Consider the following 14,874-nt stretch of genomic DNA (forward strand, 5'->3'; position numbering starts at 1 on the left):
AACGGGGTTGCGATACGCGGAGATCACCGGGGCAGTTCGAGAAGCTTGTCCACCGTCTCGGCGAGGTCCCGGCCGGAGACGTCCGGTGGGGCGAAGGCTGACGGGAAGCGTCCCTCCAGGTGAGCGGACCATCCGGTCGCCATCCGGGCGGTCCTCGCCCCGGCGACATCCCAACCGTGCGCGGTGACCAGGGCCAACCGCTCCGGGGAGAGGTCCAGGGACTGCGCGGCGGCGTGGTAGGCGCCGGGCATCGGTTTCCATCTTCTTGCGGGGCGTACGGCCAGTACGTCCTCCACCAGATCCAGCAGACCGGCGCGCTCCAGCAGCTTCCGGGGGAGAACGCCATCGTGGTTGCTCAGGGTGACCACCCTCAGTCCGGCCTCGCGTGCGGCGGCCAGGGCGGCGGCCGCCTCGGGGCGGGGATCGAGCTCGGCCGTGCCCTCGATGATGGCGTCCTCGGCCGACGGTGCGATCTGGTGGCCCGTGACGTCCCTCAGCGCGCTCCGGAACACGTCCTCGAAGGAGCGCTCGACGGGGGAGGGGCCGTCGCCGTGCGTCAGTGTCAGGGCGAACGAGTCGCGCAGTAGGTGGTCCGACCACCGGGCCATGAGAACCCGGGGGACGCCGGCCTCCCGGAACCGCCACTCCAGGGGCGCCAGCGGGAAGAGGGTGTCGAGAACGTCGAGGACGAGAGCGGTCGGGCGGGCCGGCCGTCCGACGGGGCGTTCGGGCATGGGCTTGGCTCCAAGGGGACGAGGGGGAGACCCACCCGGTTCCTACCCGGGCACGCGGCCCTCAGCCCTCGCCCCCTCGCCCTGCCCTCGACCAGCCCCGGTTCCGCCTCCGGTTCGCCGGTGTCCCGGCCACGGCCGCTCGTGCGGCGCCGTGGTCAGGAGGCGTTCAGGCGGGGAACCTGCTCGACCGCCCACGGACTCAGCAACCAGGGGGTCCGTTCGGCGATCGCCACCAGGTCCGGCCACTCCGCCCACGCGTACTCGGCGACCTCCGACGGGTCCGGGTTCGGCTCCGGGCCCGGCCCGCCCTCCGCCCGGGCCCAGAACACCGGGCAGAACTCGTTCTCCACGATTCCCTCGGCCGACACCGCCCGATACCGGAAGTCGGGCAGCGCGGGCCGTACCCCGGTGACGTCCATCCCCAGTTCCTGCGCGACCCGACGGCGCACGGCCTCCTCGATGCCCTCGTCGGGGGCGGGATGGCCGCAGCAGCTGTTCGTCCACACCCCCGGCCAGGTGGTCTTGCCGAGAGCCCGGCGGGTGATCAGGACCCGCCCGTCAGCGTCCAGGACGTAGCAGGAGAACGCCAGGTGTAGGGGGGTGTTCTCGGTGTGTACCGCGGCCTTGTCGGCGACGCCCACACGCTGGTACTCCTCGTCGAGCAGTACCACGAGTTCGCGTTCGGGACCGGTGCCCGTCGCGGCGGCCGTCGGCTGGATCACGGATCTCCCCCTGCCTGTGGGATTCGAACGCCCCACATGTCGTCTGCTTGTTCTCTATGGTCACCTGTCACCTGCACCTGTTTGTGCCCCATGCGGTGTCCGGGTGCACATAAGGTTCCTGATGGCCCCGAGTCGGGAGCGCGCCGTTCGTCGGGAACGGCGAGGGACGGCGGCCGCGACAACGGTGGCGGCGGCGGTGTGACAGCTGTGTGGCGGCGGAGCGGGTGACGGACACGATGACGGACACGGACCTGGAGACACAGCCGGGAGCCCCGGCGCGGACACGGGTGGAGCCGGTGGAGGGCATCGCCCCCGACCAGCTGGCCGTGTGCCTGGACGTGCTCTCCCGCGCGGGCGAGCTGCCCAGCGACCACCCGGACTCGGTGGTCTTGCAGCGGGCCACCGCCGGGCTGTTCAAGACGGTCAAGGAGCAGCGCCGCAAGGAGCGCCAGGCCAGGCAGAAGGCCCACGACGGCGCCGTGTTCGCGGCCACCGCCACCGCGGCCCCCGACCGGATCGACGACGAGACCAGCGGCCGCGCCCTCACCAGCGGGAGCAGCGGCGCTCTCGCCGGCGTACTGCACAAGGCCAGGCCCTGTTACGTCTGCAAGCAGAAGTACCGGGAGGTCGACTCCTTCTACCACCAGCTGTGCCCGGCGTGCGCGGTCTTCAACAGGGAGCGCAGGTACGCACGCACCGACCTGACCGGCCGTCGGGCCCTGCTCACCGGCGGCCGCGCGAAGATCGGCATGTACATCGCCCTCCGGCTGCTGCGGGACGGTGCGCACACCACCATCACCACGCGGTTCCCCAACGACGCCGTGCGCCGGTTCGCCGCGATGCCGGACAGCGCCGAGTGGCTGCACCGGCTGAGAGTGGTGGGTATCGACCTGCGCGACCCCACCCAGGTGGTGCGACTGGCCGACTCGGTGGCCGAGCAGGGTCCGCTGGACATCCTCATCAACAACGCCGCGCAGACGGTACGCCGGGCCCCGGGATCGTACGGGCCGCTGCTCGAAGCCGAGGCCGAGCCGCTCACGGATGACGGGCTGCCGGAGCCGCTCGTCCTGGGCGGTGTGCGTCCGCGTGTCCTGGAGGACGTCTCGCCCGGCGGCGGAGCCGGTGTCGAAGCCGGTCCTGACGCGGGTTCCGACACGGGCGGGCTCGCCCCGGCTCCACACGCCTTCACCCCGCGGATGCTCACGTCGCTGGCGCTGACCACGGGTTCGGCGTCAATGGACAAGGTGCGCGCCGGTGCGGCGATCGACGCGGGCGGACTGGTCCCCGACCTCGCGCCGGTGAACAGCTGGACGCAGCGGGTCGGCGAGGTCGATCCCGTCGAGATGCTGGAAGTGCAGCTGTGCAACGTGAGCGCGCCGTTCCTGCTGGTGGACCGGTTGCGCCCGGCTCTGGCCTCGTCCCCGGCACGCCGTACCTACGTCGTGAACGTGTCGGCGATGGAGGGGGTGTTCGGACGCGGCTACAAGGGTCCGGGGCATCCGCACACGAACATGGCCAAAGCCGCCCTGAACATGCTCACCCGCACCAGTGCCAGAGAGGCGCTGGAGTCCGACGGGATCCTGATGACCAGTGTGGACACCGGGTGGATCACCGACGAGCGGCCGCATCCGGACAAGGAACGGCTGGCCGAGGCCGGGTTCCACGCGCCGCTGGACCTGGAGGACGGGGCCGCGCGGGTGTACGACCCCATCGTGCGGGGCGAGCTGGGGGAGGACCTGTACGGGTGCTTCCTGAAGGACTACGCCCCCGCCAACTGGTAGGCCGGAGGGGCCGGGCCGGAGGCCCCGGCCGCCGGGCGGCCGCCGTCCCCCCGCATCCGGTGCCTCGGACGACGGCGGCCCGCGGATGGTCAGGGTTCGAGCACGAGTCGTACGGGGGAGCCGGTCCGCTCCTCCAACCGCTCCACCGCCGCCGGCGCCTCCTCCAGGCTGAGGGTGCCGCTGATCGAGCTGGCGAAGTCCACACGGCCCGCGTTGACCAGTTCCACCAGCTGGACGACGTGCTCGGGCTCGGAACCGTAGTGGCCGAGGATCTGCTGCTGTAGGTAGCTGAAGCGCGTACCGTCCCTGACCTCCAGCGGCTTGTCGGTCAGGCCGACGAGCACCAGGCGGCCGCGCTCGCCGAGCAGCCGGAGAGCCTGCTCGCGCACGACCGGGACGCCGGCGAAGTCGAAGGCGACGTTGAGCCCCTGCCCTCCGGTCAACTCTCCGACCCTCGGCAGGAAGTCCGAGGCGGTCGAGTCCAGAGCCGCGTCGGCTCCGAAGGCGAGTGCACGCTCACGGGCACGCGGATCCGGGTCGGCGGCGATGATCGGCGCCGCGCCCACCAGGCGCAGCAGCTTCACCGCGTGTGCGCCCAGGCCGCCCACGCCCCACACGGCCACGGCCTCGGCCGGCCCGACGTCGGCGGTGGACGTGACCGCCGCCCACGGTGTGGACACGGCGTCGGGGATGATCGCCGCCTGGTCGAAGGGCAGGTCGTCGGGGATCGGCACGAGGGTCTCCTCGTCGGCGAGCGCGTACTCGGCCCACCCGCCGTCGTAGTCCACACCCCGGGTGAGCACCTTCCCGGAGCGGTCGGTCTGCCCCGCTTGGAGCGCCACACGCTCGCCCACCCCGGCGTTCACGACGTCGGTACCGAGCTCCTCCACCACACCGGACACCTCGTGCCCCAAAGTGACCTCGTCGCCCTCCAGATAGAGCGGTGTCAGGGTGCCGTCGATCAGGTGCACGTCGGACAGGCAGACCCCGGCCGCCTTCACCCGCACCAGGACCTGGCCCCGGCCGGGAACGGGCCTGGGGACGTCCCTGAGCTCCAGAGTCCGGGTCCTCACGTTGAGCCGGGCCGCACGCATCGTGGCCATGGAGATCCTCGCATCCGCTGTTGTCGGAACTTCCTCCCGAGCATCATCGAACGAAGACGAACACGAATGAAGGCGACACCTGGGACGGGGCCAGGTTCAGGTCGAACAACCGATCCCCGCCGCCCGGGAAGGCGGAGAGCAGCCCAGGCCGCCCACGCCCATCGACTACACGGCGTGCCCGTTCCGGTACGCCCATGCCGCCACCTCCACACGGTTGCGCGCACCCAGCTTGGCCTGCACGCTCGCCAGGTGCGTCTTCACGGTGCTCACCGTGACGAACAGTTCCTCGGCCACCTCGGTGTTGGTCAGTCCCCGCGCCGTCGACCGCACGATGTCCAGCTCCCGCGCGGTCAGGCCGCCCCCGTCCGACGCGGTCCGGGGCGCCGCCGCGAAGTGCCGCAGCAGCCGGACGGTGATCTTCGGGGAGACCAGGGCGTCGCCCCTGGAGGCGGCCCGGACCGCCTCCAGCAGCAGGGCCGGCCCCGCGTCCTTCAACAGGAATCCGACGGCCCCTCCGGTCAGCGCCGCGTGCACGTACTCGTCGAGGTCGAACGTGGTCACCACGACCACCCGGAGCGGGTCGGCCACTCCCGGGCCGGCCAGCCGCCGGGTGGCCTCCAGCCCGTCCACACCCGGCATCCGGATGTCCATGAGCACCACGTCCGGGCGCAGCTCCAGCGCCATCCGGACCGCCTCCAGGCCGTCACCGGCCTCTCCCACCACCTCGACGTCGTCCTCGGCCGCCAACATGTAGCGGAACCCGGTCCGCACCATCTGCTGGTCGTCCGCCAGCAGCACCCGGATCGTCACCCGTCCCCCCTCAGCGGCAGCCACGCCCTCACTTCCCAGCCGGGGCCCCTTCCGCGGGGTCCGGCGGAGAACCGCCCGTCGAGCAGGCGCACCCGCTCCGCCATCCCGGTCAGGCCGAAACCGCCGCCGCCCTGTCCGGCGGTCCAGCCGTCGTCGCACGCCCTCACCCGGACACCGTCCGTTCCAGCCTCCACCACCACGTCCAGACGGGTCGCGCCACGGGCGTGCCGCAGGGCGTTGGTGACGGACTCCTGGGCGATTCGCAGCACCGTACTGCCCACGGTCGGAGGCAGACCGCCCACCGGGCCCTCGCACCGCACCGACACCTCCGGTCGGCCGTCGGAGGCGGGCGTCCCCAACCGGGTCAGCCCCTCGGCGATATCCGGAGCCAGCGGCACGTCGTCCGGCTCCCGGAGCCGTGTGACCATCCCGCGCATGGACTCCAGGGCACGTGCGCCCGACGCCTCGATCTGGGGCAGCGCGGTCCGCACCGCGCCGGGATCGCGGTCGGCGATGTGCCGCAGTGCCTGCGCCTGGACGACGATACCGGTCACCTCGTGCGCCACGACGTCGTGCAGGTCGCGGGCGATCGCCAACCGTTCCTGGAACCGGGCCCGCTCCACGTGGATGCGCTGCTGGAACTTCCACCACCGCAGGTACAGCCCCGGGGACAGCCCCAGGGCGATGAAGGTCAGCGCCGTGGTGACCAGGCCCAAGTCGAACGCGAACGGCTCCCGCAGATAATCCGAGAGCAGGACCGCGAACGCGCACAGTGAGACCGCGCCGATCTGCCAGACGCGGCAGCGCAGTCCGGCCAGTACGAGCAGCACCACCAGCGCCAGTATCTCCGTGTGGGAGAAGCTGTAGCCGAAGTCTCCGGTGGGCATCGGCCACAGCACCGCCGACGTCGCCAGGACCACGGCTGCGGCCGCCACCCCGGCCGCCGTGGTCAGCGCCGGGCCCGCCTTCGGGTGTATCAGAGCGGCCATGGCGAGCACGCCGACCACTCCGCCGGAGACCACCGGCGCGTGGTCCATGGGGGAGCGGGGTGGACCGGGCCAGCCCGGCTCGGGGGGAAGGCGGAGAACGTGGGCCAGGTCGAAGGTCCACACCACCGCGAGCACGCACGCCACAGCCCACGGCACGAGCCGAAGCAGCGTGTCGCCGAACCGGCCCAGGCGGCCGTCGACCGGTGTGAGCACCCTGTTCAACGCCATGGCACTCAGGCTAGGCCGTGGCTGGCACGGCGGACCTCGGCCGAAGGGACGAGGCGGCCGATCCGATGGCTCGGCCGTTCGGGTGATGCGCGGCCACGGGACCGAAGGTGAGGCTGGGGTGTCCGTTGCCGAGAGGGAGACACCACATGAGCGAAGTACACACGGCCGAGGCGGAGGCCGCGCGAAACGGCGCCGTTCCGGAGCAGCCGCCACCGGCCCGCCGTGTGGTCTTCCTCGACGTCGCGCGGGCGCTCGCGATGATCGGCGTGGTCATGATGAACGCGCCCGCCGTCGTGTACTCCGCCGAGATGGCGGGTGAGCGGGGCCGGGGCGCGCTGACCTCCGTCGCGGACACCGCCTTCACCCTGCTCCTGTCGGGCAAGGCCCGGACGATGCTCATGTTGCTGCTGGGCGCGGGGACGGTGCTCGCCTGGCGGTCCGCCGTCCGGCGCGGTGGACGGCCGATGGTCGTGATGCTGCGCCGCTACGCCGTTCTGGGGCTGTTATTCGGGATACCGCACCTGCTGGTGTTCGACGGGGACATCCTCACCCACTACTCGGTCACGGCGCTGGTGCTGGCTCCGCTGATGCCGCTGCTGCTCGGCGGATCACGCCTTCGGCCGCTGGCCGCGGCGGCCGTGCTGTTCGTCGCGGCGCCGGTGGCGGACCTTCTGCTCTCCCTCACCCTCCCCGGACACGAGTGGGCGAACACGGTGAAACTCGGCGCGCAGACCCTCGGTTTCTTCTGCGTGGGCGTGTGGCTGGCGCGCCGGCCCGAGCTCGTCGCCGGGTCCGCGCCCGGTGCTGGTTCCGACGCGCGCGCGTTCGGATCCTCCCGGCTGCCGCTGGGCATGCTCTGGCTCGGTGTGGCGGGCCAGGTCATCGGTATCGCCACCATGCTCCTCTCCAGCCTGCTCCTCCCGAGAGAGTTCGGTCCCGACGGTGTGCCGGTGGACTCCCCGGGGGAGTCCGTGCTCGTGTTCTTCGGAGACACCCTCATGAACCTGGGCGGTGCTCTGTTCTACCTGGGGCTGGTGTGGTGGCTGGTGGACAGGGGCCGGACCGCGTCGCGTGTGCTGGGCGTACTGGCCCCGCTCGGCCGAATGACCCTCACGGTGTACCTGGGCAGTACGGCGGTCTTCCTGGCGGTCATGGGCCCGTTCGAGGGAACCGTCCCGCTGCTGGCCCAGTACGGCCTGGCCATCGCCTACTTCGTCACGGCCGCCGTCTTCGCCCGTGTGTGGACGGTCCGTTTCCGGACCGGTCCGCTGGAGTGGGTGTGGCGGCTCCTGACCTACCTGCGTCCCGTGCCCCTGCGTGTTGAGGGGGCGGCCGGCCTCCGGCGCCGGGCCCGGGGCGGTTCATGAAGCATGACCTGGCCGCACGTGCGGGGGCGGGGCCCGCTCATGGCGTCCCGCCCCCGTTCCCGGAACGTCAGCCGCCCGCCACCGATGGGAGCACGCGCACGTCCGCACCGTCGTGTACCGGCGCCGCCAACCCGCCGAGGGCGCGGCACTCGTCCTCGTCCACGAACACGTTGACGTAGCGGCGCAACCGCCCCCGCTCGTCGCGGATCCGCCGATCCAGGCCGGGATACCGGGCGGTGAGAGCGTCCAGCACCCCACCCAGCGCCGTGCCGTCGTCGACCTCCACCGGGACGTGGGCGGAGCCGTCGGCGTCCACGCGCAGCAGTCCCGGCAGATGTACCGTCACCCGCATGTCACACCTCCGCGGCGCGGACGCACAGGACGTCGGGCAGGTGCTCGGCCACCCGGTGCCAGCCCTCACCGCCGTCGGTGGCCGCGTAGACGTCGCCGGTACGCGTGCCGAAGTAGAATCCGGGGTCGTCCGCGCCGTCGGTGCAGGCACCGTCGCGCAGCACGATCCCGAAGTAGGGGTCCTCCGGCAGGCCCCGCGTGAACGGTCGCCAGCTGCCGCCCCCGTCGTCGGTCCGGTACACCCCCAGCCGGTGGTCGGGCGGCAGGTGGACCTCCTGGCTGACCACGGGGAAGTTGAGTGCCGTCTCCGGCCGGTGCGGGTGGGCGACCACCGCGAACCCGAAGTCGGTGGGCAGCCCCTTCTCCACCGCGGTCCACCCCCGCCCGGCGGGATCCTCGCTGCGGTACACCCCGTGGTGGTTCTGTGCGTAGAGCACGCCGTTCGGTCCGGCGGCCACCTTGTGTACGCACTGCCCGTACTCGGGCTCCTCGTCGGGCATGAACACCGCCGAGATCCCCCGGTTGGCCGGAGCCCAGCTGGCACCGTCGTCGCGGGTCTGGTAGACACCACCGGTGGACATGGCCACCGTCACGGCGCCGGGGGAGCGTTCACCGACGCCCAGGACCCCGGGCAGGACCGTGTGGATCGCGCCGCCGCCCGCGCCGGGGAACCAGTCGGCGCGGTGGGGATGGTCCCACAGGGCGCGGACGAGCTCGAAGCTCAGCCCTCCGTCGGAGGACCGGAACAGGGCGTGCGGCTCCACCCCCGCGTACACGGTGCCGGGATCGTCGCCGAAGGTGAACTGCCAGGCGCGGGTGAGAGACGCGTCGGTGTCCTCGGGGAAGGCGATGGGCGTGGCGGCGGGCTCGTGCCAGGTCAGGCCCAGGTCATCGCTGTACCAGACGCTCGGCCCGAAGTGGGAGCTCTCCGCCCCCGCCAGGACGCGGCCGCTGTGCGGGTCGATCCCGACCGCGTACACAGCGCTCATGCTGGCGTAGTCCGCGGAGTCGAGCCGGTGGGGTCCACTCACCTCCCAACCCCGCCGATCCTCGCTGAGCGCCGTGAAGAGCCCTTTGCGTGTGCCGATGACCAGCAGATATGCCATGACCAACTCCAAGACGAAAAAGGAGGGTTCCACTGTGACACGGGGCACTGACATTCTGCGGAGTCTGGTGTCGACGCGGCGGGGCCAAGGGTTCCTGTCACGCGAGGACACCAATAGTTAGGGGCCTAAAAGGTTTCCAGGAAGATGTTTAATGAGCGCTGAACTGAAATGGCCCGCCCGCCGAAGGCATATCTTCCGTGAGGGGGGAACCACTTTCCGGGCAGGTGTTCACCACGAAGTGGAAGGCGGTTGTCAGACGAAGACTGCTCTGCAATAAGATTCCGGGCCAACCGGTGTGCCCGTGTGGGTGCCGTCCTGCGCCCACCGGCTGCGTTCCCCACTATGAACAGGACAGACGACTTCCCGCTCTCCCGATCTCCACGGCGCGTTTCAGGACTACCGTCCCAATGGTCCCGCGTACCAAGGAGAACCGGGTACCCACTCGATAAGGTCGCCTCATGCACCACCCCCCGGACACGCTCCACGCTCGCAAACGACGCAAGGCCCGAGCCATCATCGTGTCAGCAGCCTTCGAGCTCTTCGCCGAACACGGATTCGACAACGTCACGGTCGCCGCGATCGCCGAGCGCGCCGAGGTCGGCCGGACCACCTTCTTCAGGTACTTCGGCGACAAACAACAGGTGCTGTTCGCTGATGACGGGGCCGAGGCCGAGCGCATGTGCGCCTACGTACGGGAGAGGGCGCCCCGTCCGCTGGGTGACGACCTGTGCGCCGCCGTCGAGCTGCTCAGGGAGGCGGGCGCCGCCACCAGGCCGCATAACCCGCTCTCGCCCGCGCACTCGGCCGTCCTGGTGCGCCTGCTCCGGGAGAGCAGTGACCTGCGCGCCCGCTACCTGCTCACCCGGCAGCAGCGGGCCAGCAGGCTGGCCAGTGCCCTGGTGGATGCGGGCGCGACCGAGGACATCGCCGTGCTCGCCGCCCACACCGCCATGGCCTGCGAGCTCACCGCCATGCGGCTCGCGGAGAACCCCGAGGCCTTCCCCGTACGGCTGGACGAGGCCCATAGCCTGCTGCGCACCCTCGGAGGGCAGGCGGTCTCCTGACCGCGGCCCTCCGTCCGAGGCCGCTCACCTCCCCGCCCGCGCATCCGGTGGGCGGGTCCGGTGGCCGCGAGGGCACCGGAAGGGACAGCGACCACGGCGGCGCCGGAGACCGAACGTCGGCGCCGCCGCACCGTCAGGTCCGTCGCGCCGCCTCGACGGCCGCGTCCACGCCCTCGTCATAGCGGAGCACGGCGGTGACGAGACCGTGGCGCACCTCGAAGAGGGTCGCCGTGCGCAGCGGCGCCGCCTCCGGAACGGAGCCGGCGCGGCCGGGCCAGGTGGCGTCCTGCTCGACCACGACGCGCTCGTCGTCGACACCGTGCCAGGCGACCGGTACGAGACGGATACCGGCTTCGCGAACCCAGTCCAGGAAGACCTCCACGCCCCGGGTGGAGCCCTCGGGGCCGCCGATCCTGACGTCGGGGTCCACGATGGACCTGGCCGCCGTCAGGTCGCGTCCGTTCACCGCCGTGTGCCAGTCCCCGACCGGAGACCAGCGTGCGTCGTCCGTGTCCTTGGCCATGTCCCGGCTCCCGTTCGCCGTCGTTCTCGTGGTCGGTACCGCATGGTCCCACAGAGGCCGCTACCCGGATGCTTCCGTGGCGTCGCTTCCCCGGAGGCACGACGGCCTCGCGGGGGACGGCACTGAGAGGATCGTCCACGACCTTGAACGCGCACACGGCGCGCCGATACACAGGGTGTACCCGAGCCTGGAAGGAACCAGCGAGACCCATGAGTCCGACCACTACCGTGCCCGAGGACGGGGACGAGGTTCTGGCCCGCGTCGAGGGGCGCCTGGGCCGCCTCACCCTGAACCGGCCGCGTGCCATCAACGCCCTCGACCACGCCATGGTGATCCGTCTCCGGGAGGCGCTCACCGGCTGGGAGGACGACGACGCGGTCGCCGCGGTCCTGATCGACGGTGCCGGGGATCGCGGACTGTGCGCGGGCGGCGACATCCGCGCGATCCGGTCCAGTGCCCGGGACGGGAGCCGTTCGGCGGCCGCGTTCTGGCGCGACGAATACCTCCTCAACGCGCACATCGCCCGCTTCGCCAAGCCCTACGTGGCCCTCATGGACGGCGTGGTCATGGGCGGCGGCGTGGGCGTGTCCGCGCACGGCTCGGTCCGCATCGTCACCGAGCGCTCCCTGGTCGGTATGCCCGAGGCCACCATCGGGTTCGTACCCGACGTCGGCGGCACCTTCCTGCTGTCCCGGGCGCCCGGGGACACCGGCGCCCACCTGGCGCTCACCGCGGAGCCGGTCGGCGCGGGCGACGCCGTGTACATGGGCCTGGCCGATTACTTCGTGCCCTCGGGGCGGCTGGCCGATCTCACCGACGCGCTCGCCGACGCCGCCGCCGACAGGATCACCGAGGTGGTGGCCCGGTTCGCCGAACCCGCACCCGCGCCGGCCCTCGAAGCCAGGCGGCACTGGATAGACGCCTGCTACTCCGCCGACACCGCCGAGGAGGTCGTGTCCCGGTTGCGTGACCACGGCGAACCGGAGGCCGCGCGGGCCGCCGAGACCATCGCGGGCAAGTCGCCGACCTCGGTGAAGGTGGCCCTGGCCGCGCTGCGCCGGGCCCGCGGCCTGCCCGACCTGGCGGCCGTCCTGGAACAGGAGTACCGGGTGTCCTGCGCCGCGCTGGCCTCACCCGACCTGGTGGAGGGGATCCGGGCACAGGTGGTCGACAAGGACCGCTCGCCCAAGTGGGTGCCCGACACCCTGGAGGCGGTCACCGACGACGATGTGGCCCGCCATTTCGTCCCGGCCCCGGACGGCCCGCTGGGGCTGGCCGGCCCGGGGGAGTGAGGACGGGCGCTTCCGTGCCCGGTGGCACGGAAGCGCCCGCCGTCCCGGCCCCGCCGCGCTGACGGATCCCCGGACCACATCCCGCCGGGAGGGCGGATCTGGCGACGGGGCGGCGCGGGCCGGGGCCGGAACCTAGAACGCCGTCAGGGTGATCTCGAGCTCCGCGGGGCCGTGGTCCTGGATATAGGACGCGAAGCCGGCCACGTCGTCGAAGGCGAACCCGTACGCCTTGCCGTCCACGGTGTTGTCGTGGAAGACCCCGGCGTAGCGGTTGGTGACCTCCGCCAGGTAGAAGGCGTCGGGGTCGCTGGTGGGCTGTTCGGCGGCGGTCAGCAGGGTGGACCGGTTGAGGGCCGCGCCCAGGATGGCCGCGACCGGGCCGGTGAGCCCGTCGTTGGGAGCGGCCAGGTTGCCGTCGCAGAAGAAGACGTCCCTGGTCGAGGGCCGGGAGATGGGGGCCACACCGCCGTCGAAGACGAACTGGTCTTCACGCACCCGCCCGGTGAAGGTCCCCTCGTTGGTGGTGACACGCAGGTCGTTGGCTGTGTAGTGGGACCAGACCTCGTCGATGTGGGGGTCGTAGTAGTCGGAGGGGAACAGCCCGGCGTCGATCCCGTGCCCGGGCGCGATCACCCGCAGGTCGTCGACGACGAGCGAGGAGAAGACGGGGTCGGCGGAGAGGGTCTCGAACACGGCGTCGCGCCCGCCGGGCACGAACGTGCCGGTGCTCTGGTCGGCGTCACCGGTCAGTCGGATGCCGATCGGGACGCTGAACTGGTCCACCATGCTGGTGTTGCAGAACATCCCGTCCCCGTTGTGGGTGAACTCGACCGAGTCGTGCAGCACGTCGTACCCGTGATCGCTCTCCACCCAGCCGGCGGGGAGCTGGAGGGCGGGGTTGCCGTTGCCGTCGGTGACGATGCGGATGCCGAGCTTGCCGCCCAGCGTCAGGTAGATCCGGCCGGACATGTAGGGGAGCGTCATGTCGGCGGGCAGCGCGTCGAGCGGGATCGCGTAGTCGGTGTACCCGTCGTCGGTGTTGTCGTCCACGCTGACGGGGTGCGGTGTCCCGGCGGAGTCCACCCAGCAGTGCTGGTCGGTGGTCAGGTCGGTGCCGACGATGTAGACGAGGACCTCGCTGTCGGAGTAGCGCCCCGTCTCGTTGGCGATGCTGACCGGGAGCGCTCCCGGGTTGGCGGCTCCGCGTGTGTTCGACTGGAGCGACGCCTGGTCGCCGGAGGGGGCGCAGGCGCCGAGCAGGGGGACCCCGGCGGCCAGGGACACTCCTCCGAGGAAGAGTCTGCGATTGATCACGGCCGTCTCCTTGGATAGCGGGTAGAGACTGGAAACTAAGTGTCCATTTAGTGACTCTGAAGTCAACAGGTGTAACGTCCCGTGTTTCCCTTGGCCGTCGTTCTCCGTGGCGACAGAGGTGTCGTGTGACGCATATCACCATATGGGGCGGATGGGGTCGGACAGCGGGGAAGCCTGCGCTGGAAGCGCTCGGGGAGGTGCCACCGTTCTCGACAGTGGTCGAAATGTGGCGAAATGTTAGGAACCTTCGTGGCCCGGATGGAGTCTGCTCTCAGTAAGACCAGTGGCCTGTCGGCACCCGCCCGGGCCCGAGACGAGGAGTAGTCCCCCATGTACCCCCACACCCCCGCGCCCCCGATGCCCGGATCGCTGAAGGCGGTTCGGGTCCTCCTGGTCATCCGGGTGGTCCTCGCGGCCATCATCTACGCCCTGGCGTTCCTCGGACTGACCGTGCTCGCGAGCCTTCCCAGCGCCCAGGTCGAGGCCGAGCTGGGCATGTCCCTGGGCGTCACGGTGATCTTCCTGGTCCTCGGCGTCGCCCTCACGGCCTTCGAGGTCTACGCCATCGTGGCCATGGGCAAGGGAGGATTCAGGGCCCAGACCCTCCTGCGCGTGGTCGTGGGCATCGGCCTCGCCAGCGCGCTGATCAACCTCTTCACCGGCTCCAACCCCGCCCTGGGCATCGTCCTGCTGGTGGTCGTGCTGGTCCTGATCCTGAAGCAGGACTCCAAGGACTGGTTCCGGGCCACGGATCCCAGCGCGCCCAGCTACCCGGGCGGCCCCGGCGGTTACCCGCCCGTTCAGGGCGGCTACCCGGGCGGCCACTAGCGAGGGCCCACCCGGGGTGGTCCCGCTCCCAACGGCACTGTCGGCGTCCCACAGTGCCACCAGGAGCAGGACCGCCCGCGGGTCAGTGAGCCGCGGCGGCCCGGTACGGCTGGGCGTTGACGAGGGTGACCCCGATGACCGCGCCGCGCGGTGCGGTGAACGTGTGCCGCTCGCCCCGGCGGGCGCCCACCAGCGACGCGCCCAGTGGGGAGTCCGGGGAGTACACGGTCATCCGGTCCGCCACGGACGCGTCCCGGACACCGAGCAGGAACTCCTCGGTCTCCTCCTCGCCGTCGTAGCGAATGGTGAGCACCTTGCCGGGGGAGGCGATCCCGTCGTCGGGGGCCTCCTCCACCACGGCCTCGCTGAGCAACCTCTCGATCGTCTGCGCACGGGCCTGCCGCACGGCGGGATCGTGAATGTAGCGGGGCGCGGGGAGTGTGTCCCCCGCGCCCCCGTCCGCCCGGGTTCCCGGGCCGTCGTCGGGGAGCGCGCGCAGTGCCCGGAGCTCCTCCTGGAGCCGCTCGTGGGCTTCCCTGGTCATCCATCGGTCGGTGGTCTTCGCCATGGGACGTTCCTTGTCTTCACAGGCCGCCCGCGGACCGGACCGCGGGCAGGCGAACACAGCGAGGGCCGGGGGTGCTGCCGCTCATGACAAGTGT

General features: G+C 71.4%; 15 protein-coding genes. 5 read left to right on the forward strand and 10 right to left on the reverse strand.

Annotated elements, in window-relative coordinates; all coding sequences use genetic code 11:
* Positions 1 to 23 precede the first annotated feature (23 nt).
* Together AC0T5L_RS07685 and idi are read right to left on the reverse strand one after the other, a co-directional pair.
* A complete protein-coding gene (locus AC0T5L_RS07685) occupies positions 24 to 734 on the reverse strand; it encodes an HAD family hydrolase (RefSeq protein ID WP_476164698.1) in 711 nt (236 codons plus the stop codon).
* A gap of 155 nt (positions 735 to 889) precedes the next feature.
* A complete protein-coding gene (gene idi, locus AC0T5L_RS07690) occupies positions 890 to 1,456 on the reverse strand; it encodes an isopentenyl-diphosphate Delta-isomerase (protein ID WP_476164699.1) in 567 nt (188 codons plus the stop codon).
* 236 nt (positions 1,457 to 1,692) lie between these two features.
* On the opposite strand from idi, the gene AC0T5L_RS07695 reads away from it, so the two are divergent.
* Entirely contained in the window at positions 1,693 to 3,237 is a 1,545-nt protein-coding gene (locus AC0T5L_RS07695) for an SDR family NAD(P)-dependent oxidoreductase (RefSeq protein WP_476164700.1), read from the forward strand.
* 89 nt (positions 3,238 to 3,326) lie between these two features.
* Here the strand turns inward: AC0T5L_RS07695 and AC0T5L_RS07700 are convergent, their stop codons facing one another.
* The 3 genes from AC0T5L_RS07700 to AC0T5L_RS07710 form a co-directional block, all read right to left on the reverse strand.
* Positions 3,327 to 4,340 (reverse strand): zinc-binding dehydrogenase, encoded by a 1,014-nt coding sequence (locus AC0T5L_RS07700; RefSeq protein ID WP_476164701.1) that lies wholly within the window; start codon positions 4,338 to 4,340, stop codon positions 3,327 to 3,329.
* Positions 4,341 to 4,505: 165 nt separating this feature from the next.
* The gene (locus AC0T5L_RS07705) at positions 4,506 to 5,150 is read right to left on the reverse strand and encodes a response regulator (RefSeq protein ID WP_476164987.1); all 645 of its coding nucleotides are present in this window, start codon (positions 5,148 to 5,150) and stop codon (positions 4,506 to 4,508) included.
* On the reverse strand, positions 5,147 to 6,367 hold the full coding sequence (locus AC0T5L_RS07710) for a sensor histidine kinase (protein ID WP_476164702.1): 1,221 nt from the start codon (positions 6,365 to 6,367) through the stop codon (positions 5,147 to 5,149). Before AC0T5L_RS07710 ends, AC0T5L_RS07705 begins: the two co-directional genes overlap by 4 nt.
* Positions 6,368 to 6,513: 146 nt before the next feature.
* Here AC0T5L_RS07710 and AC0T5L_RS07715 point away from each other — a divergent pair, with 146 nt between their 5' ends.
* Entirely contained in the window at positions 6,514 to 7,734 is a 1,221-nt protein-coding gene (locus tag AC0T5L_RS07715) for a DUF418 domain-containing protein (protein ID WP_476164703.1), read from the forward strand.
* A gap of 67 nt (positions 7,735 to 7,801) precedes the next feature.
* On the opposite strand, the gene AC0T5L_RS07720 is transcribed toward AC0T5L_RS07715, so the two are convergent.
* Positions 7,802 to 8,086, reverse strand: a complete 285-nt coding sequence (locus AC0T5L_RS07720) for a MoaD/ThiS family protein (protein WP_476164704.1) — start codon at positions 8,084 to 8,086, stop codon at positions 7,802 to 7,804.
* A gap of 1 nt (position 8,087) precedes the next feature.
* Positions 8,088 to 9,191, reverse strand: a complete 1,104-nt coding sequence (locus AC0T5L_RS07725) for a WD40/YVTN/BNR-like repeat-containing protein (protein WP_476164705.1) — start codon at positions 9,189 to 9,191, stop codon at positions 8,088 to 8,090.
* A 458-nt stretch (positions 9,192 to 9,649) separates the two neighbouring features.
* On the opposite strand from AC0T5L_RS07725, the gene AC0T5L_RS07730 reads away from it, so the two are divergent.
* Positions 9,650 to 10,255 (forward strand): TetR/AcrR family transcriptional regulator, encoded by a 606-nt coding sequence (locus tag AC0T5L_RS07730; protein ID WP_476164706.1) that lies wholly within the window; start codon positions 9,650 to 9,652, stop codon positions 10,253 to 10,255.
* Between the two features lie 133 nt (positions 10,256 to 10,388).
* Here AC0T5L_RS07730 and AC0T5L_RS07735 read toward each other — a convergent pair whose 3' ends face one another.
* Positions 10,389 to 10,778 carry a nuclear transport factor 2 family protein gene (locus AC0T5L_RS07735; RefSeq protein ID WP_476164707.1) on the reverse strand — a complete coding sequence of 130 codons (390 nt, stop codon included), beginning with the start codon at positions 10,776 to 10,778 and terminating at the stop codon, positions 10,389 to 10,391.
* A 209-nt stretch (positions 10,779 to 10,987) separates the two neighbouring features.
* On the opposite strand from AC0T5L_RS07735, the gene AC0T5L_RS07740 reads away from it, so the two are divergent.
* A complete protein-coding gene (locus AC0T5L_RS07740; protein ID WP_476164708.1) occupies positions 10,988 to 12,070 on the forward strand; it encodes an enoyl-CoA hydratase/isomerase family protein in 1,083 nt (360 codons plus the stop codon).
* A gap of 132 nt (positions 12,071 to 12,202) precedes the next feature.
* On the opposite strand, the gene AC0T5L_RS07745 is transcribed toward AC0T5L_RS07740, so the two are convergent.
* Positions 12,203 to 13,384 carry a beta-1,3-glucanase family protein gene (locus AC0T5L_RS07745; RefSeq protein ID WP_476164709.1) on the reverse strand — a complete coding sequence of 394 codons (1,182 nt, stop codon included), beginning with the start codon at positions 13,382 to 13,384 and terminating at the stop codon, positions 12,203 to 12,205.
* Positions 13,385 to 13,714: 330 nt separating this feature from the next.
* Between AC0T5L_RS07745 and AC0T5L_RS07750 the strand changes: the two genes are divergently transcribed.
* Positions 13,715 to 14,212, forward strand: a complete 498-nt coding sequence (locus AC0T5L_RS07750) for a hypothetical protein (RefSeq protein WP_476164710.1) — start codon at positions 13,715 to 13,717, stop codon at positions 14,210 to 14,212.
* 82 nt (positions 14,213 to 14,294) lie between these two features.
* On the opposite strand, the gene AC0T5L_RS07755 is transcribed toward AC0T5L_RS07750, so the two are convergent.
* Positions 14,295 to 14,780 (reverse strand): GreA/GreB family elongation factor, encoded by a 486-nt coding sequence (locus AC0T5L_RS07755; RefSeq protein ID WP_476164711.1) that lies wholly within the window; start codon positions 14,778 to 14,780, stop codon positions 14,295 to 14,297.
* Positions 14,781 to 14,874 lie beyond the last annotated feature (94 nt).

It is taken from the genome of Nocardiopsis sp. TRM 82005 (assembly GCF_056312425.1).